Genomic DNA, 19,149 nt, shown 5'->3' with positions numbered 1-19,149 from the left:
TCAGGCCGCCGGCGGCGTCTGCGGTCCGGCCTCCGGCGCGGCCGGCGCCTGCGGCCCGCCCGGCGTAGCCGGCGGGACCGGCGGCCACCCGGGCGCGGTGCCCGGCGGGTGCGGCCAGGCGGGCGCGCCGGCCGGCTCCTCGGGCATCAGGAACCACATGATCGGGTACGCGAGCGCGGCGAGCCCGCCGGTGAGCACCGTGGCGGTCGCGAAGATCACCCGGATCAGCGTGGGGTCGGCGGCGAAGTAGCGGCCGAGGCCGCTCGCCACACCGGCGATCATGCGGTCGCTGACCGGTCGGCGGAGCTGCTTGTACGGGGCCTGCGAGGGATTCGGGAAGGTCATGTGTCAACGGTCCCGCGCGCTGCGGCGGCCGACCTCGGTGACCGCCCGGACGCCTACCCTGAACCGTCCCTGAGACGCCAGCGGAGAGTCAGGAATCTGACTCTTTTCGATGTCGGTAACCCGCTCCGGGGAGAATTTGCTCCCGTGACCACCTCGCTGGAGCCGCTCCGCAGGATCGCGGCATACGCAGTTTGTGCTGATTCAAACGGCCGAGTGTTGCTGGTCCGCGCATCGGAGCGCTCCGGCACCCCCGGCACCTGGTCGCTCCCCGGAGGCGCGGTCGACCACGGTGAGGACCCCAAACACACAGTCGTCCGGGAGACCGCGGCCGAGACCGGGCTCTCGGTGGCGGTCGCCGGCCTCCAGGACGTGCTCGCCGACATGCGGGCGCTGCCCGAGCGGCGCATCACGATCCATACCGACCGGCTGCTCTACACCGTGTCGGTCCGGGGCGGGACGCTCACCGAGCGGGTCGACCGGCCGACCGACCTGGCCCGCTGGTTCACCCTCGACGAGGCCCGGGAGCTTCCGCTGCGGTCGTTCACCGCACGCGCCCTGGGCCTGCCCACCTCCACCGACGACATCGTGCCGGAGGAGGTGCCCGAGTTCCCCTCGTTCTACGCCGTCCCCGGCCCGGACGGGCTGCACCGGGCGCAGCGCTTCGCCGCGTACGCGGTGGTGACCGACCCGGACGAGCGCGTCCTGCTGACCCGGGTGTCCGACGGCTACCCCGGCGCCGGCTGCTGGCACCTGCCCGGCGGCGGCACCGACTACGGCGAGCAGCCGGGCGCGGCGCTGATCCGGGAACTGGTCGAGGAGACCGGCCAGACCGGCCGCCTGGTCGAGCTGCTCGGGGTGGCCAGCCACCGGGACGCCGCCTCGCTCGGCCCGGAGGGCTACCCGATCGACTGGCACGGCGTACGCGCCTTCTACCGGGTGGTGGTCGACCAGCCCGCGCCGCCCACCGTGGCCGACATCGGCGGCTCCACCTGCGAGGCCCGCTGGTTCCGCCGCGAGGAACTGGGCGCCCTGCCCACCGACCGCCTCACCGAGGTGACGGCCGAAGCAGTCCAGGCCGCCCACCTCCTCTGACCCTCCACCCCGGGCCCTCACCCCGGCCCCCGCCCCGGCGATCATGAAGTTGACGGCGCGAAATGTCCGCCTCGGTACCGCTAACCTCATGATCGACGGAGTGGGTCGCTCGGGTGCGGGGGAGTGGTGCGGGTGGAGCAGCGGCGGCGGGTCGGGGCCTACGGGGTGCTGCGGGACTCCGAGGGGCGGGTGTTGCTGGCGCGTGGCTCGGCGAAGTGCCCGTACCCGGGGGTGTGGCAGCTGCCCGGTGGCAGCGTCGAGCACGCGGAGCACCCGGCCGACGCCGTGGTACGCGAGTTCGCCGAGGAGACCGGCCTGACCGTGGCGCCCGGCGCGATCCGGGCCGCGGTGGCCGACGTGGCCGCGTTCGCCGACCTCGGGATCGCGCTGCACACCGATCGGCTGATCTTCGAGGTCGAGGCGCGCGGCGGGCGGCTGCGGCCCGAGCCGGCCGGTGGCAGCGACGAGGTGGGCTGGTTCGTCCCCGAGGAGGCCGCGGCCCGGCCGCTGATGCCGTTCACCGCCGAGCTGCTCGGTCTGCCGGTGACTCCGCTGCCGGCCGGCCTGCCCCGGACGCTGCCCGCCGGACCGGCCGGGCCGTCCGCCGACCGCCGGCAGCGCTTCGCCGCGTACGGGCTGGTCACCGACCCGGCCGACCGGGTGCTGCTCACCATGATCGCCGACGGGTATCCGGGCGCGGGCCGCTGGCACCTGCCCGGTGGCGGCACCGACCACGGTGAGCAGCCCGCCGCCGGGCTGCTGCGCGAGCTGGTCGAGGAGGCCGGGCAGCTGGGCCGGGTGGTCGACCTGATCGCCGTGGACAACCTGCACAACCCGGCCGCGCTCGGGCCGGAGGGCCGCCCGCTGGACTGGCACGGCGTCCGGGTGATCTACCGGGTACGGGTGGACGCGCCGACCGACGCGGTGGTGACCGAGCTGGCCGGCGGCTCGACCGCGCGGGCCGCCTGGTTCGACAGGGAGCAGGTCATCGGTCTGTCGATGACCGACGTGGCGGCCCGGGCCACCGGGCAGCGGGTGAGCTGAATCGCTCGCCGAGCCGCCCTGGGTGACCTCCGGTACAGTCGGAAGTACGGCTGACCGACGAAAACGGGCGTTGAGGCCCGAGATGGGAATGAGTGGGCGGTTCGCGCGGTTAAGGGAGATATAAGTACCGCCGGCAGCTATCGCCAAGCCCCTGTCCCCTGTGCAATGGTGTACTCCGCAAAAGGGCTGCCGGACTCGAAAGGTCCGGCACGAGACAGCCGGACACCCGCCCCGCCGTGGGCGGCCAGCCGATCCGGTGATGGAGGAAACGTGCCGAGAGCCCCATGGCGCCGGCGTCGTACGACTGACAGTCCGCGCCCCGCAGGGCGTCGCTGGGCGGGCAGGTTGCGCCGCAGCAGCACGTTCGCCCGCCAGGTGCTGCTGGTCCGGGTGGGCCGCCGGGACGGCGCGGCCGTCTCGGGGACCGACCTGGTCACCCCCGACCACCGTTACTCCGACCGCCAGCGCATCCGCTACGGCCGGCTCGACACCGACATCGAAGCGGTACGCCCGGTGAGCCCGGCGCTCGCCCCGGCCATCCCGGTCGACGACGAGTCCCCGGCGATGTCGATCCCGCTCCTGCCGGGTGAGCGCACCGCCGCCCGCCGGGCCAAGTTCGCGCTCGTCAACGCGTGCACGCTGAGCAGCCTCATGCTCGGCATGCTGGCCATCTTCCTGGCCATGCGCGGTGACGTGCAGCTCGCCGCGATCTGCCTGATCGCGTGCGTCGCGTTCGACGGCCTCGACGGCGCGCTGGCCCGCAAGCTCGGTGTGGCCAGCCCGTTCGGCGCGCAGATGGACTCGCTCGCCGACATGTGCTCGTTCGGCCTCGCCGCGCCGGTCGTGGTCTACGCCTCGCTGGCCGGTTCGGTGCCCCCGGCGGCCGCCGCGGTCTCCTGCGCGCTCGTCGCCGCCTGCGCGGCGATCCGGCTCGCCCGGTTCAACGTCTCGCCGAAGGACGGCCGCTTCTTCTGCGGCGTGCCGACCACCATGGCGGCGGCGGTGCTCGCCCTGACCGTGGCGATCGGCGTGCCGGTCCCCGGCCTGGTCATGGTGGCCGGCGTGGCGCTGCTCGCCTTCGCCATGGTGTCCAGCTTCCCGTACGCGAAGCTGGCCCGGCTGCTGAAGCTGCCGCCGTGGCTCTGGCTGGCCCCGGTGATCGGCGCGCTCGTCGACATCCGGCTCACCTTCGCGTTCGTGGTGGTGGGCTACCTGGTCAGCGGGCCGCTGCTCTGGCTGCACCAGCGCCGTACCGCCTGATCCGAGAACGACAGAAGGGGCGCCGCTGTAGCGGCGCCCCTTCTTCGTGTCCGGCGCTCAGCGCCAGCGGGCGATCACCGTCGCGCCGCCGACCACCTTGTCGCCCGGACCGACCAGCGGGTCCGCGGCGTCGGCCGGCAGGTAGACGTCGGTACGGGAGCCGAACCGGATCAGGCCGAAGCGCTCACCCCGGGCCAGCAGCGACCCGACGGGCGCCCGCTGCACGATCCGGCGAGCGATCAGCCCGGTGCGCTGCGCCACCACGACGGTGCCGTGGTCGGTGTCCAGCACCGTGTACGCCGCCACGTTGTGCTCGGCGTCCGGCTTCATGGCGTTGACGAACCCGCCGTCGGCGACGAAGTAGTCGACCACCTTGCCGGCCACCGGGGCGCGGTTGACGTGCACGTCCAGCACCGACAGGAACACCGCGATCCGCAGCCACTCGCCGTCGCCGAAGCGCTCGTCCTGCAGGCGCTGCACGGAGAGCACCTGACCGTCCGCCGAGGCGACCACAGCCGACGGGTCCTCCGGCACGTCCCGCTCCGGGTCGCGGAAGAACGCGGCCACCGGCGCGGCGGCCAGCGCCGGCACCAGCCAGAGCTTCGACTTCGGCCGCGCGGCCCGGGCCAGGGCGGCCAGGCCGAGCGTGATGCCCGCCGCGGCCACCCCGTTGGAGTCGATGTGCATGCCCCGGGTCAGCGGCACGCTCGACGGCCGGTACGCCGGGGACAGCGAGGCCGCGAGCGCCACCGGCGCCGGGGTGAACCGCAGGTGGTGCACGCGTACCGGCGGGGTGTTGCGCAGCACCAGGTCGCTGCGTACGCCGTGCAGCACGCCCTGCCGGTCCAGCTCACCGTCGGCGCCCCCGGTGCGGAACAGCGGCGCGGCGACGCTCAGCACCGCCCCCTCGGCCAGATATTTCGCCAGCCCGTCGATCGCGACGCGCGCCTCGTCCGCGCTGCCGGTGAACGGCTCGGCGACGACCACCACCGCGGCGGCGTCCGCCTCGGCGAGGGTGTCGACCACGCGTACCCGGTCGGCGACCCAGCGGCCCTGCGCGGTGACGTGGTCGCGCAGCGCGGCCGCCGCAGCGCCCTCCGCCGGCACCACGGTGAGCCGGTCGCCGGGCAGCAGTGCCTCGATCGCGGCGGCCAGCACCGCGGACTCCGGGGTCGCGCCGACCAGCAGGCCGGCCTTCGGGTCGTTGCGCCGGGCGAACTCGCTGACGAGCGTGCGGGCGGCGCGCTCGCCGATGCGGACCGCACCGGTGGGACCGGTGGCGCGCACGGCGGGGGACTGGGTCATGTCGGACGGGCTCCTGACGAGATAGCGAACGGACGGGGCGGCTCCGGCGACCCGACCGGCGGCTCCGGCATGGTCGGGGGCGGGGCCGGCCGGCGGAGGCGAGATCTCCGCCGACCAGCATAGGCCGGGTCCGGAGGGCGCCGCAGTGGCGCGGTCAGGCCGGATCCCCCGGCGTACGGCGTTGTGGCGCCGCCTCGTCGGCCGGTGGATCGAGCGCCGGCAGTTCGCGGGTGGCCGGTTCCGCGGAGTCCGTGGTGGCCTCGGTGGCCCACTCGTCGGCGCCGTCGGGCGTCTCGGGGCCGGCGGCCGCCTCCGTGCCTGCGGCGGGGGAGCCGTACGGCGCCGAGACCGTGACGTCCGGCGCGGACGGCGGCGCGGGTTGCTCCGGTGCACGGCCCGAGCGCAGCGCGCCGATCAGTCCGAGCAGGCCGATCAGCACCAGCCCACCGGCCAGGAACCAGCCGACCGGCGGTACGGAGAGACCGAGGATCCGGGCCAGCAGCCACCAGACGGACAGGCCGAGGAAGACGAGTCCGAAAGCGAACGACACGACGTCGGTACGGTGTGCCTTCACCGGGTCACCTCCAGCTTGCCGGCGTTCACGTGGACGAAGAGGCGCAGCTTGCCCCCACCGGGACCGTCGGCGCCGACGTCGGTGGTCTCCCACTGACGACCGCCGAGCCCGCCGCTGCTCCGGCCGAAGACGGTGGCGTCGCCGGCGTTCACGTCGGCCACCGTGGTCACGTCGACGTCCGGCGGTACGACCACTGTCGCGTTGCCGAGGTTCACGTCGACAGTCACCTGCACGTCCTGCTTGTCGAAGTCGATCCCGCGCAGGTCGAGCGTGGCGTCACCGAGGTTGTTCTCGTACCGGTTCGCCAGGTCGCGCAGGTCGGTCGGGGCCCAGGTGACGTTGCCGTCGATGCCGCGTACCCGGTCGTAGGACTCGGCGACCGTGGCGATGCCGAGCGCGGCCGCGGTCACCAGGCCCAGGGCGATCAGCCAGCGGGCCCGGCCGAACCAGGTGCCGACGAGCAGGCCGAGGCCGATGGTCGCGAGCACCGCGGCGAAGTAGCCGGCGGCGCCGACCGGGAAGACGTCGAGCAGGTCGAGCATCGCCACCACGCCGAGCGCCAGGAAGATCAGCGAGAACGTGATCGCGCCGAGCGGTGAGCGCTCCTTGGGCCGCTTCGGCGGTCGCGGCGGCCGGACCGGTGGCGGGACGGGCGGTGATCCGGCGTAGGGGCCGTGCGGTGCGAACGGCGGCCGGTACCCGCCGGGCGGCAGCGGTGCGCCCACCGGCGCGGGCGGCGGCACGGCGACCGGCTCGTCCAGCCGGGCACCGGCCTCGCGCGCGCCCGGGTTCCCGCCGTACGCGGGCCAGGCGGCGGTGTCGGCGACCGGCCCGGTCACGTGCCGCATCCCTACCGTCGTCGGCTCGGACGGGCCCGGCCGGGTGCCTGCCGCAGCGGGCCAGCCCGGCGCCGGCAGCGTCGGGTAGCCGGAGGGGCGCTCCGCGTCGGACGTGACCGGGTGCCCCGGCTCGGAACCGGGCTCGGCCGAGAGCGCCGGTGGGTAGCCGGGCTCGGACACCGACGCCGGCGGGTAGCCCGGCTCGGTGGCGGGCACCGGGGAGGCGGACGCCGGGGGGTAGCCGGGCTCGGCGGGCAGGCCGCCGGACGGCGCCGCGCCGGGGTGTGCCGGTCCGGCGGGTGTGCCGGTCCAGGGGGCCGCAGGGGGAGCCGCGGTCCACGTACCCGGCGCCGGGGCCGGCGGCGCGGGCCAGGCCACCGGCGGCACCGGACCCGGCGGGGCAACGTGCGGCGGCACCGGCTGAGCCGGCCGCTGCGCGGGGCCGCGCTGCTCGCGGTTGAGCAGGAGCGCGCCGCCGATCAGGATCACCGCGCCGAGCAGGATCGCCCGGAACCCGTCCGTGACGACGTAGGCGAAGCCGAGCGCCACCACGATGCCGAGCACGATCACCGTGATCGGGGACATGCTGGACCGGCCCCGGCCGAGCATGGCCTCCACCGGGGAGGCGGTGTCGCCCTCGCCGGGGATGATCAGCCAGCCGGCGACGTACACGATGATGCCGATGCCGCCGAAGAAGCCGAGCACGGCCAGCAGCACGCGCCACAGCACCGGGTCGGTGTTCGTGGCCCGGCCGATGGCGGCGCACACCCCGGCCAGGTAGCGGCCCTCGCGGGGGCGTACCAGGCCGTACCGGGTGGTGAAGCCGGCGGCGCCGGGCGGTGGGGCGTACCCACCCGGTGGTGGACCGGCGAACGGCGTGCCGCCGCCGGGCGGCGGGCTCGCCTGGTCGGTGGTGGGCGCCGCTCCCGGCGGGGGCGGCGGCGGGGCGTCCTGTGCTGCCGCCCAGGGGCGGGGCGGACGGGCAGCGTCCTCGTTCATGCCTTCGATACTGCTGCCCCGGCCGCCCGAGCAGCCTCCGGACCCGACCCTGACCCCACCCTGAGATCCACCGCCGGTGAAACTCCGGGGCGTCCCCGTGGTCCGCGGCGTCGCAACCGTGTGACGATCTGAGCGTCGGCGTGCCGCCGGCAAATCCGCCTCGACCTGGGAGCCTCCGATCAGCAGCACCCCCGCCCCGCACGCCCCGCGCCTCTACCGGGCCACCGAGCACCGGCTGGCCGCCGGCGTGGCCGCGGGCATCGCCGAGCACCTGGGCATCCCGGTGCTGCGGGTACGCGTGGCGTTCATGGTGCTGCTCGGGCTGAGCGGGCTCGGGCTGCTGCTCTACGCCGCCTTCTGGGCGGTGGTCCCGCCCCGCCCCGGCGACACCGCCGTCCCGCCCCGCCGCGACCTGGCCCAGCTGCTGCCGTTCGTGGTGATCGGGCTCGGCGTGCTGCTGCTCCAGGTGGTGGCGTTCAACTCGGTGGGCGCGGCCGGCACGGCCGGCTGGCTCGTGGCGATCATCGCGGTCGGCGCGGGCGTCATCTGGCACCAGTCCGCCCCGGAGCGCCGCCGGCAGTGGGGTGACTCGGCCGTGCCCTGGCTGGGCGCGGTGGTGGAGGAGAGCGACAGGCGCGCGTTCGTGCTGCGCTTCATCGGCGGCGGCGTACTCGTCGCGGTGGGCATCATCGGCGTGGCGGCCGTCTACTCGCCGGCGCAGAACTTCGACGCGGTGCTCAACGGCGTGATCTTCGCGCTGGTCGGGCTGGCCGGCGTGGGTGTGGTCACCGGTCCGGTGCTCTGGCGCACCTGGAACCAGCTCCGCTCGGAGCGGGAGGGCCGCATCCGCGAGCAGGAGCGCGCCGAACTGGCCGCGATGGTGCACGACCAGGTGCTGCACACGCTGGCCCTGATCCAGCGCAACGCCAGCGACGTCAAGACCGTCCAGCGGCTGGCCCGCGGTCAGGAGCGCTCGCTGCGCAACTGGCTCTACAAGCCGACCGCCTCGCCCACCGAGCGTTTCGCGGCCGCGCTGGAGCAGGCCGCCGCCGAGGTGGAGGACACGTTCGCCATCACCGTCGAGGTGGTGGTGGTCGGCGACCGGGAGACCGACGAGAAGGTGGGCGCGATCGTGGCCGCCGCCCGGGAGGCCCTGGTCAACGCGGCCCGGCACGCCGGTGTGCAGACCGTGTCGCTGTACGCCGAGGTGGAGCCGGAGCAGGTGAGCGTGTTCGTCCGGGACCGGGGCAAGGGCTTCGACCCGGATACGGTGGAGAATCACCGGCACGGCGTCCGGGGCTCGATCATCGGACGGATGAAGCGGCACGGCGGCCGGGCGGAGATCCGGTCCGAGCCGGGGGAAGGGACCGAGGTCCGGCTGATCCTGCCGATCAGCGGCTCCGGCTCCACGGCGGAAAGGGACAGGTGACATGTCCGAGCAGGAACCGGTCGAGGGTGCGGCGCCCCGCGGGCCGCTGCGGGTGTTCCTCGTCGACGACCACGCGATGTTCCGGGCCGGCGTCCGCGCCGAGCTGGGGGCGCGGGTGGAGGTGGTCGGCGAGGCCAGCTCGGTGGCCGAGGCGGTGACCCGGATCGCGGCCACCGCGCCGGACGTGGTGCTGCTCGACGTGCACATGCCCGACGGCGGCGGCCGCGCGGTGCTGGAGGCGATGCGGCGTACCCACCCGCAGGTGCGGTTCCTGGCGCTGAGCGTGTCCGACGCGGCCGAGGACGTGATCGGCCTGATCCGCGCCGGCGCGCGGGGGTACGTCACGAAGACGATCTCGCCGGAGGAGCTGACCGACGCGATCCGGCGGGTGGCCGACGGCGACGCGGTGTTCAGCCCGCGGCTGGCCGGGTTCGTGCTCGACGCGTTCGCGTCCCGGCCGGACGCGCCGGTGGCCGATCCCGAGCTGGACCAGCTCACCAACCGCGAGCGCGAGGTGCTGCGGCTGCTCGCCCGGGGGTACGCGTACAAGGAGATCGCCAAGGAGCTGTACATCTCGATCAAGACGGTCGAGACGCACGTCTCCAACGTGTTGCGCAAGCTCCAGATGTCGAACCGGTACGAGCTGTCCCGCTGGGCCGCCGACCGCCGGCTGGTCTAGGAATCCCGAGGCCGCCGGGGGCGGGGCCTCGGCGGCCTCGTACCCCCGGGTGCCGCTGTCGCCCGCTCAGTCGGCATGGCATCATCCGGACGGACAAAAAACGCGGCAGTGGCCTGCCCGTGGGAGGTGCCGAGGCCGGCGCGGTGAACGTCACAACCTCCCTGCCGCAGGGATGCTTGTCGACCTTTCTATGCCCGTCTTGCCTGTTCAGGGCCCTATCGTCCGTGCACTTTGTGATCTTTTCTCAAGTATCGGCAACGTGGCGACCAACTAACGGCTTGATAACGGCACCTTCACGGAAAGGGCCGGTTGGTGTCACAGTGGCAGCACCTCACCCCCCGGTGTGAGGCACCTCGTCGGGCCCGTCGACCACGTGACGCCGTCTTTCGCGCCGCTGCGTGGCCGCCGACCCTGCGCGGTGTCTCGTCCAGGGTGTGGCGCCCGGCGGATCGGTACCCCTGGGGTGTCCCGAATTCCTCTGCGGTAAACCGGTGTCCTGCGGTTCGGGTCGCCGGTGGTGTCACCCCCAAAGACGTGCGTGAAACTCACGACGGAACCAGGTTAGAAAGAGGAGGCCCCTCGGAATGAGAGTCTCGAAGCGGGCGAGCGGCGCGCTCGCGGTGGGCGCGGCATTCGCGCTCGTCGCGTCCGGCTGCTCCAGCGGGAACAACGACGGTGGCGACGCCGGCGCCAGCAAGGACGGCGCCATCGTCATCGACGGCACCCAGCCGGAGAACCCCCTGGTTCCGGCGAACACCACCGAGACCGGTGGCGGCAAGATCATCGACTGGGTGTGGAGCGGCCTGGTCGAGTACCCCAACAACGGTGGGGCGCCGCAGAACCTGCTCGCCGAGTCGATCGACACGAGCGACTCGAAGGTCTTCAAGATCAAGATCAAGCAGAACACCAAGTTCCACGACGGCACCACCGTCAAGGCCGAGAGCTTCGTCAAGGCCTGGAACTGGGCTGCGTACGGCCCGAACGGCGCGCAGAACGCCTCGTTCTTCTCCGACATCCAGGGCTTCGACGAGGTCTACACCGAGGACCCGGACGGCCCGGAGGGCCCGAAGAAGGCCCCGGAGCCGAAGGCCAAGGAGATGTCCGGCCTGAAGGTCGTCGACGACTGGAACTTCGAGGTCACGCTCTCCGCGCCGACCGCCGTGTTCCCGACCAAGCTGGGCTACAGCGCCTTCATGCCGCTGCCGGACGCGTTCTTCTCGTCCACCCCGGCCGACTTCGGCAAGAAGCCGATCGGTAACGGCCCGGTGAGCCTCGTCTCCTGGCAGGACGACGTCGAGATCAAGCTGACCCGCTTCGACGACTACAGCCTGCGCGACAAGATGAAGATCAAGGACGTCACCGTCAAGATCTACCAGGACGACACGGCGGCGTACAACGACCTGCTCGCCGGCAACCTGGACTTCCAGCAGCAGGTTCCGGTCTCCGCGCTGGCCGGTGAGAAGTGGAAGACCGACCTGGGCGACCGCGCCATGGCGTCGACCACCCCGTCGACCGGCATCATCGCCTTCCCGATCTACGACAAGCGCTTCCAGAACCCGAAGCTGCGCAAGGCGATCTCGCTGTCCATCGACCGGCAGTCGATCACCGACAAGATCTTCTTCGGTAACCGCAAGCCGGCCGACAGCTGGGCCAACCCGCTGACCCCGGGCGCCGAGCCGGGCAACTGCACCGCCTGCAAGTTCGACGTGGCCCAGGCCAAGCAGCTCCTCCAGGAGGCCGGTGGCTTCCAGGGCAAGCTGACCCTGTCGTACAACGCGGACGCCAGCCACAAGGAGTGGATGGAGGCCGTCGCGCAGCAGATCAAGACCAACCTGGGCATCGACGCGGTCGCCGTCGGCGTGCCGACCTTCGCGGTCTTCCGCGCCAACATCAACGCCTACAAGATGACCGGTGCCTACCGGGCCGGTTGGCAGCAGGACTACCCGGACGTCGAGAACTGGATCAACCCGCTCTACGTCACCGGTGGTTCCTCGAACGACGGCAAGTACAGCAACCCGCAGGTGGACGCCCTCGCCAAGGAGGCCTCCGCGGCCCCCAGCCTCGAGGAGGCCCACAAGAAGTTCGCTGAGGCCGTCAAGCTGATCGACCAGGACGTCCCCTCCATGCCGATCTACTTCGGTGGCCAGCAGTCCGGCCACTCGGAGAAGATCAAGAAGCTGGAGCTGTCCAACGTCGGTGAGCTCGACATCACCTCGGTCGAGCTCTGATCCGAACGGTCTGACCCCGGGTCGGGCTCGCCTACCGGTGAGCCCGACCCGGGGCCGTTCCGCGAGGGGGTGTACAACGAACCCCTCGCACGTTGTCGCCGCCGCGCCGGCTCACCCGGCGCTCCCTGTCTGGAGGACCACCCCATGGGCCGTTATCTCTTGAGACGGCTGCTGCAACTCGTACCGGTCTTCATCGGTACGACGTTCCTGATCTACTGGCTCGTCTGGTCCGTGCCCGGTGACCCCTTCGCCGGCAAGTGCGGCGACCGCGGTTGCCCCCCGAACTACCGGGCCATGATGACCGAGAAGTACAACCTCGACGAGTCGATCTGGGTGCAGTACGCGAGCTACATGAAGAACCTCGTGCAGGGGGACTTCGGTATCACGTTCGGCGGTCGCGAGATCAGCGACATCATCGCCACGTCGTACCCGAACACCCTGAAGCTGGCGGTGGTAGCCCTCGCCATCGAGGCCGTGATCGGCCTCAGCGCGGGCATCCTCACCGGTCTCCGGCGCAACGGCTTCCTGGACAACCTGGTCCTGGTCTCCACCCTCTTCCTGATCGCCCTGCCCGTCTTCGTCATCGGCTTCGTGCTGCAGTGGCTGCTCGGTGTGAAGTGGGGCATCATCAACCCGACCGTGTCCAACGAGATGCGGTTCAGCGAGCTGATCGTGCCGGGCTTCGTGCTCGGAAGCGTGTCGATGGCGTACGTGGCGCGGGTCGCGCGGACGAGCATCGCCGAGAACCGGCGTGCCGACTACGTCCGCACCGCGATCGCCAAGGGCCTGCCGATGCGCCGCGTGGTCGGCGTGCACCTGCTGCGCAACTCGCTCATCCCGGTGGTCACCCTGCTCGGCACCGACCTCGGTGCCCTGATGGGTGGCGCGATCGTGACCGAGGGCATCTTCGGCATCAACGGCATCGGCCGCCAGGTGCTCCGCTCGATCGTCACGAAGGAGAGCGCTACCGTTGTCGGCATCGTGGTGGTGCTGGTGCTCGTCTATCTCATCATGAACCTGGTGGTCGACCTGCTCTACGCCGCCCTCGACCCGAGGATCCGCTATGAGTGACCGCCGCAGCGTACGAATCGTCCCAGCAGTCTGCGCGGGTAACCACGCCCGCGCCGAGCGCAGCGAGGTACGGGCATGAGTGACCCGAGTTCCGCGTCGATCGTGACGACGCCGCCCGCGACCATGCCCACCGAGGCCGGGTCGGGCGCGCCCACAAACGCCGGCCTGCCGGAGAACGCCAAGCAGCAGAAGCCTCGCGGCCTGCTCGGCGACGCCTGGATCGACCTGCGTCGCAAGCCGCTGTTCTGGATCTCGGCGACGTTCATCCTGGTGTTCATCCTGATGGCCGCCTTCCCGTCTCTGTTCACCTCCGGCGACGCGGTCAACGGCACGCTGGAGCGCAGCCGGGTCGAGCCGTCCTCCTCCGCCTGGTTCGGCTACGACGTGCAGGGCCGCGACGTCTACGCCCGGGTCATCTACGGCGCTCGCGCCTCGATCGTGGTCGCGGTGGTCTCCACCCTCCTGACGCTGTTCGTCGGCGGCGCGATGGGCATCATCGCCGGCTACCGCGGCGGCTGGGTGGACGCGCTGCTCTCCCGCATCGCGGACATCTTCTTCGGCCTGCCGTTCGTGCTCGGCTCGATCGTCATCCTGACCACGTTCAACGGGTCCGGCACCGACAACGGCGAGTGGACGATCATGGGCCTGGTCATCCTGTCCCTGAGCGTGCTGAGCTGGCCGGTCGTGATGCGGCTGATGCGCTCCTCGGTGCTGGCCACCAAGGAGGCCGACTACATCGTCGCGGCCCGCGCGCTCGGGGCCGGCACCGGCCGGATCATCCTCAAGCACCTGCTGCCGAACTGCCTGGCACCGCTGCTGGTCTACGGCACGATCCTGGTGGGCTCGTTCATCGGCGCGGAGGCCACGCTCTCGTTCCTCGGCATCGGCCTGAAGAACCCGGTGGTCTCCTGGGGCATCATGATCAGCGAGGCGCAGAACTACATCCGGGTCTCGCCGTTCCTGCTGTTCTTCCCCGCCGCGTTCCTCGTCACCGCAGTGCTGAGCTTCGTCATGCTCGGCGAGGCGGTCCGCGAGGCCCTCGACCCGAAGCTCCGATAGGGGAACTGAGTTGTCCGACATTCTCGTGTCCGAGCAGTCCTCGCCGGGCGCCGACGGATCCGGCCGCCCCTCGGGCCGCCTGCTCGAGGTCGACGACCTGCGGGTGGAGTTCCGCACCCGGGACGGCGTCGCCAAGGTCATCAACGGAGTCACGTACCACGTCGACGCGGGGGAGACCCTCGCCGTGCTCGGCGAGTCCGGCTCCGGCAAGAGCGTCACCGCGCAGACCATCATGGGCATCCTGGACACCCCGCCCGGCTTCGTCACCGGCGGCAAGGTCCGCTTCCACGGCAAGGACATGCTCACCATGTCCCCCGAGCAGCGGCGGCGGATCCGGGGCGAGGGCATCGCCATGATCTTCCAGGACTCGCTCTCGGCCCTCAACCCGGTTTTCACTGTCGGCTTCCAGATCGCCGAGCAGTTCCGCATCCGGCGCGGCATGAGCCGCTCGGACGCCAAGAAGCGCGCGATCGAGATGCTCGACCAGGTGAAGATCCCCAATGCCAAGGGCCGGTTCAGCAACTATCCGCACCAGTTCTCCGGCGGTATGCGGCAGCGCGCCATGATCGCCATGTCGCTGGCGCTGGACCCCGAGGTGCTGATCGCCGACGAGCCGACCACCGCGCTCGACGTCACCGTGCAGGCCCAGATCATGGACCTGCTCGGCGAGCTGCAGCGGGAACGGCAGATGGGCATGATCCTGATCACCCACGACCTCGGCGTGGTCGCCGACGTCGCGGACCGGATCGCGGTCATGTACGCCGGCCGGATCGTCGAGGAAGCCGACGTCTACGACCTGTACCGCAAGCCGGGACACCCGTACACGCTCGGCCTGCTCAACTCGATCCCGCGGATGGACGAGAAGGGGCAGGAGCTCCGCACCATCAAGGGCCTCCCGCCGAACCTGATGAACATCCCGACGGGCTGCGCGTTCAACCCGCGCTGCCCGATGGCGCAGCCGGTGTGCCGGGAGAAGGTCCCGCCGCTGCTGCAACTGGGCAACGGCCGGGCCAGCGCCTGCCACTTCGCCGAGGAACTGGTGAACCGTGACTGAGAACATCATCGAGGTTCGTGACCTGGTCAAGCACTACCCCGTGACCCGGGGTGTGGTGTTCAAGAAGACCATCGGCCACGTCAAGGCGGTCGACGGCGTCTCGTTCGAGCTGAAGGCCGGCGAGACGCTGGGCGTGGTCGGCGAGTCCGGCTGCGGCAAGTCGACGCTGGCCCGGGTGCTGATGAACCTGGAGAAGCCGACCGCAGGTCAGGTGCTCTACAAGGGCCAGGACATCTCCAAGCTCTCCGGTGGCGCGCTGCGGCGGCTGCGCCGGCAGATCCAGCTGGTGATGCAGGACCCGTACACCTCGCTGAACCCCCGGATGACTGTGGGTGACCTGATCGGCGAGCCGTTCGAGATCCACCCCGAGGTGGCTCCGCGCGGCAGCCGGCGCGGCAAGGTCAAGGAGTTGCTCGACCTGGTCGGCCTCAACCCGGAGCACATCAACCGGTACCCGCACCAGTTCTCCGGCGGTCAGCGGCAGCGCATCGGCATCGCCCGGGCGCTGGCGCTGCGGCCCGAGGTGATCGTCTGCGACGAGCCGGTGTCGGCCCTGGACGTCTCGATCCAGGCTCAGGTGATGAACCTGCTGGAGAAGCTCCAGGCCGAGTTCGGGCTGTCGTACGTCTTCATCGCGCACGACCTGTCCGTGGTGCGGCACCTCTCCGACCGGGTCGCGGTGATGTACCTGGGCAAGATGGTGGAGATCGGCACCGAGGACGAGATCTACGAGCGGCCGACCCACCCGTACACCCAGGCGCTGCTGTCGGCGGTGCCGGTGCCGGACCCGACCGTGCGCGAGAGCAAGGCGATCATCCGGCTCCAGGGCGACGTGCCGTCGCCGGTCAGCCCGCCCTCGGGCTGCCGGTTCCGCACCCGGTGCTGGAAGGCGCAGGACGTCTGCGCCCAGGAGGTGCCGCTGCTCCAGATCCGGCCGGGCTCGGACCACCCGAGCGCCTGCCACTTCGCGGAGAAGCGGGAGATCGTCGTCACCCACGAGGTGGCCTGATCCGTTCCGGACCGCCTGCCGGCGTCAGCTCGACGCCGGCAGGCGGTTCGTCGTATCCGGGGACGTAACCGCGTCACAGCGGGCCGCGACCGGCACGCAGCAGCAGGAGCGCGAGCTGCGTGCCGTCGGCGCCGAGCTCGGAGCGGAACCGCTCCAGGATCTCCCGCTCGCGGGACAGCACCAGCCGGGTGCCGCCGGAGGCCATCCGGGTCGCGCCGACCTCCTGGGAGAGCGCGGCCCGCTCCTGCCAGAGCGCGATGAGGGTGCGGTCGATCTCGTCGATGCGCCGCCGGATCTCACCGATCCGCTCCGCCGCCGCCGCGTCGTCGGTGCCGGTCCGGGCCGCCGCGGCACCGGTCGGGTCGCCGCCGGCCGGCCGGCCGTCGCGCGCCAGGCTGCCATCCACCACGTCAGTCATCATCGTCGTCCCTCTCGGGGCTCGGGCCCGGTACCCGGATCCCGGAACGAAAACGCCCCGGGCTCTGGGGAGCCCGGGGCGTTTCGTAGGTCTGTGATCAGGCGCGACCCACGGCTGCCGGACTCCCGGTGCCGTAGTAAAAGGAGAAGCGCTGATCGAACACGTCGTCGAGTATGCCGACCACCCGGGCGGGCGCGCAAGAAGACGCACCAACAGGTGAGACGTGACGGCGTGCGCCGGGCGGCGGCGCGGGCGGGGAAGTGTCCGCCCGGCGGCATAGACTCGGGCTGCGATGCATCCTCTCTTCGACATTCCCACATCCCCGTCCGCGCCGGAGTCCCCGCCCGCGCCGGAGTCCCGGCCGGCCCCGCCGCGCCGCCCCGGGGGCGCCGGGTCGGATCCGGCCGCCCTCCTCGACGGCCTCAACGGCCCCCAACGGGACGCGGTGACCCACGCCGGCTCCCCGCTGCTGATCGTGGCCGGCGCCGGCTCCGGCAAGACCCGGGTGCTGACCAACCGGATCGCCTATCTGCTCGCCGCCCGCGACGTGCACCCCGGCGAGATCATCGCGATCACCTTCACCAACAAGGCCGCCGGCGAGATGAAGGAGCGGGTGGCCGCGCTGGTCGGCCCGCGCGCCCGGCTCATGTGGGTCTCCACGTTCCACTCCGCCTGCGTACGCATCCTGCGGGCCGAGCACGAGCACGCCGGCCTGAAGTCGACGTTCTCGATCTACGACGCGGACGACTCGCGCCGGTTGATGCAGATGGTCGCCCGCGAGCTGGACCTGGACCCGAAGCGCTACCCGGCCCGGGGCCTGGCGGCCCAGGTGTCGAACCTGAAGAACGAGCTGGTCGACCCGGAGGAGTTCGCCGGCCGGGCCAAGGGGCCGAACGAGCGGGCGCTGGCCGAGGCGTACACGCTCTACCAGCGGCGGCTGCGCGAGGCGCACGCGCTGGACTTCGACGACCTGATCATGACGACGGTGCACCTGCTCCAGTCGCACCCGCATGTCGCGGAGAGCTACCGGCGGCGGTTCCGGCACGTGCTGGTGGACGAGTACCAGGACACCAACCACGCCCAGTACGTGCTGATCAAGGAGCTGGTCTCCGGCACCGAGGGGATCCCGCCGGCCGAGCTGTGCGTGGTCGGTGACGCCGACCAGTCGATCTACGCGTTCCGTGGCGCGACCATCCGCAACATCCTGGAGTTCGAGCGGGACTTCACCGACGCCCGCACGATCCTGCTGGAGCAGAACTACCGCTCGACCCAGACCATCCTCAACGCGGCCAACGCGGTGATCGACCGCAACACCTCCCGCAAGCCGAAGCGGCTGTGGAGCGACGCCGGGTCCGGCGAGCAGATCGTCGGGTACGTCGCGGACACCGAGCACGCCGAGGCCGACTGGGTGGCCCGGGAGATCGACCGGCTGGTCGACGACGGCGAGACCCGCCCGGGCGACGTGGCGGTGTTCTACCGCACCAACGCCATGTCCCGCGTGTTCGAGGAGGTGTTCATCCGGGTCGGCCTGCCCTACAAGGTGGTCGGCGGGGTGCGCTTCTACGAACGCAAGGAGGTCCGCGACGCGCTCGCGTATCTGCGCGCGGTGGTTAACGACGACGACACGGTGAGCCTGCGCCGGGTTCTCAACACCCCGCGCCGGGGCATCGGCGAGCGGGCCGAGGCGTGCGTGGAGGCGCTGAGCGCCCGGGACCGCATCTCCTTCGGCGCCGCGCTGCGCCGGGCCAAGGACGCGCCGGGCATCTCGACCCGCGCGGCGAACGGCATCGCCGAGTTCGTCGCGCTGCTCGACGCGGCACGGGAGCTGGCCGACACCGGCACCCCGGAGGAGGTGCTGGAGGCGGTGCTGACCCGCTCCGGATACCTGGCCGAGCTGGAGGAGAGCCTCGACCCGCAGGACGCCGGACGGGTGGACAACCTCCAGGAACTGGTGAGCGTCGCCCGGGAGTACACCGAGCGGATCGAGGCGCTCGGCGCCGACGACGAGCGGGCCACGCTGGCCGGTTTCCTGGAGCAGGTGGCGCTGGTCGCCGACGCCGACCAGATCCCGTCCGACGACCCGGACCACCAAGGCGTGGTCACGCTGATGACGCTGCACACCGCCAAGGGCCTGGAGTTCCCGGTGGTCTTCCTGACCGGCCTGGAGGACGGTGTCTTCCCGCACCTGCGCTCGCTCGGCGACACCCGCGAGCTGGAGGAGGAGCGGCGGCTGGCGTACGTGGGCATCACCCGGGCCCGCCAGCGCCTCTACCTGTCCCGTGCGGTGACCCGGTCCGCCTGGGGCGCGCCCGCCTACAACCCGCCGTCGCGGTTCCTGGAGGAGCTGCCGCCGGAGCTGGTCCGCTGGGAGCGCACCGAGGGGTCGTACACCTCGTGGGGTGGCGGTGGTGGCGGCGTCGGCGGCCGGGCGGACCGCGTGGGCCGCGGCGGCTTCGCCGGCGGCACGCCCAAGGCGACCGAACTGGCGAAGCGGCTGGGCGTGGACGCCAGCCGCCTGGCCACCGCGAGCGAGCTGAAGCAGGCCCCGAAGGTCTCGGTGGGCGACCGGGTCAACCACCAGCGGTACGGCCTGGGCCGGGTGCTGGCGGTGGAGGGTGCCGGGCCGGGTGCCCGGGCGCAGATCGACTTCGGCGACCAGACCATGTGGCTGGTGCTGCGGCACGCCCCGATCGACAAGCTCTGAACGCCGGGCGGGCCCGGTCCGGCTCATGGCCGGGCCGGGC

The 19,149-nt window shown here is 72.0% G+C and carries 16 protein-coding genes; 11 read left to right on the top strand and 5 right to left on the bottom strand.

The window, feature by feature from the left end:
* On the bottom strand, nucleotides 1-345 hold the full coding sequence (locus NMK34_RS26595) for a PspC domain-containing protein (protein ID WP_318335665.1): 345 nt from the start codon (nucleotides 343-345) through the stop codon (nucleotides 1-3).
* A gap of 144 nt (nucleotides 346-489) precedes the next feature.
* Between NMK34_RS26595 and NMK34_RS26590 the strand changes: the two genes are divergently transcribed.
* From NMK34_RS26590 to NMK34_RS26580, 3 genes are all read left to right on the top strand, one after another.
* Complete coding sequence (locus NMK34_RS26590) at nucleotides 490-1,437, top strand: NUDIX hydrolase (protein WP_318335664.1); 948 nt, start codon at nucleotides 490-492, stop codon at nucleotides 1,435-1,437.
* A 132-nt stretch (nucleotides 1,438-1,569) separates the two neighbouring features.
* On the top strand, nucleotides 1,570-2,481 hold the full coding sequence (locus tag NMK34_RS26585; protein ID WP_318335663.1) for an NUDIX hydrolase: 912 nt from the start codon (nucleotides 1,570-1,572) through the stop codon (nucleotides 2,479-2,481).
* 345 nt (nucleotides 2,482-2,826) lie between these two features.
* The gene (locus NMK34_RS26580) at nucleotides 2,827-3,741 is read left to right on the top strand and encodes a CDP-alcohol phosphatidyltransferase family protein (RefSeq protein ID WP_281600090.1); all 915 of its coding nucleotides are present in this window, start codon (nucleotides 2,827-2,829) and stop codon (nucleotides 3,739-3,741) included.
* A 57-nt stretch (nucleotides 3,742-3,798) separates the two neighbouring features.
* On the opposite strand, the gene NMK34_RS26575 is transcribed toward NMK34_RS26580, so the two are convergent.
* The 3 genes from NMK34_RS26575 to NMK34_RS26565 form a co-directional block, all read right to left on the bottom strand.
* Entirely contained in the window at nucleotides 3,799-5,046 is a 1,248-nt protein-coding gene (locus NMK34_RS26575) for a phosphatidylserine decarboxylase (protein ID WP_318335662.1), read from the bottom strand.
* Nucleotides 5,047-5,200: 154 nt separating this feature from the next.
* Entirely contained in the window at nucleotides 5,201-5,596 is a 396-nt protein-coding gene (locus tag NMK34_RS26570; RefSeq protein WP_318336474.1) for a hypothetical protein, read from the bottom strand.
* 20 nt (nucleotides 5,597-5,616) lie between these two features.
* Nucleotides 5,617-7,458: a PspC domain-containing protein gene (locus NMK34_RS26565; RefSeq protein WP_318335661.1), complete on the bottom strand. Its 1,842-nt coding sequence runs from the start codon at nucleotides 7,456-7,458 to the stop codon at nucleotides 5,617-5,619.
* Nucleotides 7,459-7,636: 178 nt separating this feature from the next.
* Here NMK34_RS26565 and NMK34_RS26560 point away from each other — a divergent pair, with 178 nt between their 5' ends.
* The 7 genes from NMK34_RS26560 (at nucleotide 7,637) to NMK34_RS26530 (ending at nucleotide 15,987) form a co-directional block, all read left to right on the top strand.
* Complete coding sequence (locus tag NMK34_RS26560; protein ID WP_318336432.1) at nucleotides 7,637-8,887, top strand: PspC domain-containing protein; 1,251 nt, start codon at nucleotides 7,637-7,639, stop codon at nucleotides 8,885-8,887.
* A gap of 1 nt (nucleotide 8,888) precedes the next feature.
* Nucleotides 8,889-9,566, top strand: a complete 678-nt coding sequence (locus NMK34_RS26555; protein WP_318335660.1) for a response regulator transcription factor — start codon at nucleotides 8,889-8,891, stop codon at nucleotides 9,564-9,566.
* Nucleotides 9,567-10,150: 584 nt separating this feature from the next.
* Nucleotides 10,151-11,794: an ABC transporter substrate-binding protein gene (locus tag NMK34_RS26550; RefSeq protein WP_318335659.1), complete on the top strand. Its 1,644-nt coding sequence runs from the start codon at nucleotides 10,151-10,153 to the stop codon at nucleotides 11,792-11,794.
* A 144-nt stretch (nucleotides 11,795-11,938) separates the two neighbouring features.
* Nucleotides 11,939-12,865, top strand: coding sequence for an ABC transporter permease (locus NMK34_RS26545; RefSeq protein ID WP_318335658.1), 927 nt, complete (start codon nucleotides 11,939-11,941; stop codon nucleotides 12,863-12,865).
* Between the two features lie 75 nt (nucleotides 12,866-12,940).
* Nucleotides 12,941-13,924, top strand: a complete 984-nt coding sequence (locus NMK34_RS26540) for an ABC transporter permease (RefSeq protein ID WP_318335657.1) — start codon at nucleotides 12,941-12,943, stop codon at nucleotides 13,922-13,924.
* 25 nt (nucleotides 13,925-13,949) lie between these two features.
* Nucleotides 13,950-14,978 (top strand): ABC transporter ATP-binding protein, encoded by a 1,029-nt coding sequence (locus NMK34_RS26535; protein ID WP_194801533.1) that lies wholly within the window; start codon nucleotides 13,950-13,952, stop codon nucleotides 14,976-14,978.
* On the top strand, nucleotides 14,971-15,987 hold the full coding sequence (locus NMK34_RS26530) for a dipeptide ABC transporter ATP-binding protein (protein ID WP_318335656.1): 1,017 nt from the start codon (nucleotides 14,971-14,973) through the stop codon (nucleotides 15,985-15,987). Before NMK34_RS26535 ends, NMK34_RS26530 begins: the two co-directional genes overlap by 8 nt.
* A 73-nt stretch (nucleotides 15,988-16,060) precedes the next feature.
* On the opposite strand, the gene NMK34_RS26525 is transcribed toward NMK34_RS26530, so the two are convergent.
* On the bottom strand, nucleotides 16,061-16,408 hold the full coding sequence (locus tag NMK34_RS26525; protein ID WP_318335655.1) for a chorismate mutase: 348 nt from the start codon (nucleotides 16,406-16,408) through the stop codon (nucleotides 16,061-16,063).
* Nucleotides 16,409-16,697: 289 nt separating this feature from the next.
* Here NMK34_RS26525 and pcrA point away from each other — a divergent pair, with 289 nt between their 5' ends.
* Nucleotides 16,698-19,109 carry a DNA helicase PcrA gene (gene pcrA, locus NMK34_RS26520; RefSeq protein WP_318335654.1) on the top strand — a complete coding sequence of 804 codons (2,412 nt, stop codon included), beginning with the start codon at nucleotides 16,698-16,700 and terminating at the stop codon, nucleotides 19,107-19,109.
* Nucleotides 19,110-19,149: the final 40 nt, after the last annotated feature.

The sequence above is a fragment of the Micromonospora sp. BRA006-A genome (assembly GCF_033433935.1).
Classification (GTDB): domain Bacteria; phylum Actinomycetota; class Actinomycetes; order Mycobacteriales; family Micromonosporaceae; genus Micromonospora; species Micromonospora aurantiaca.
This window is presented reverse-complemented; position numbering and strand designations above follow the sequence as displayed.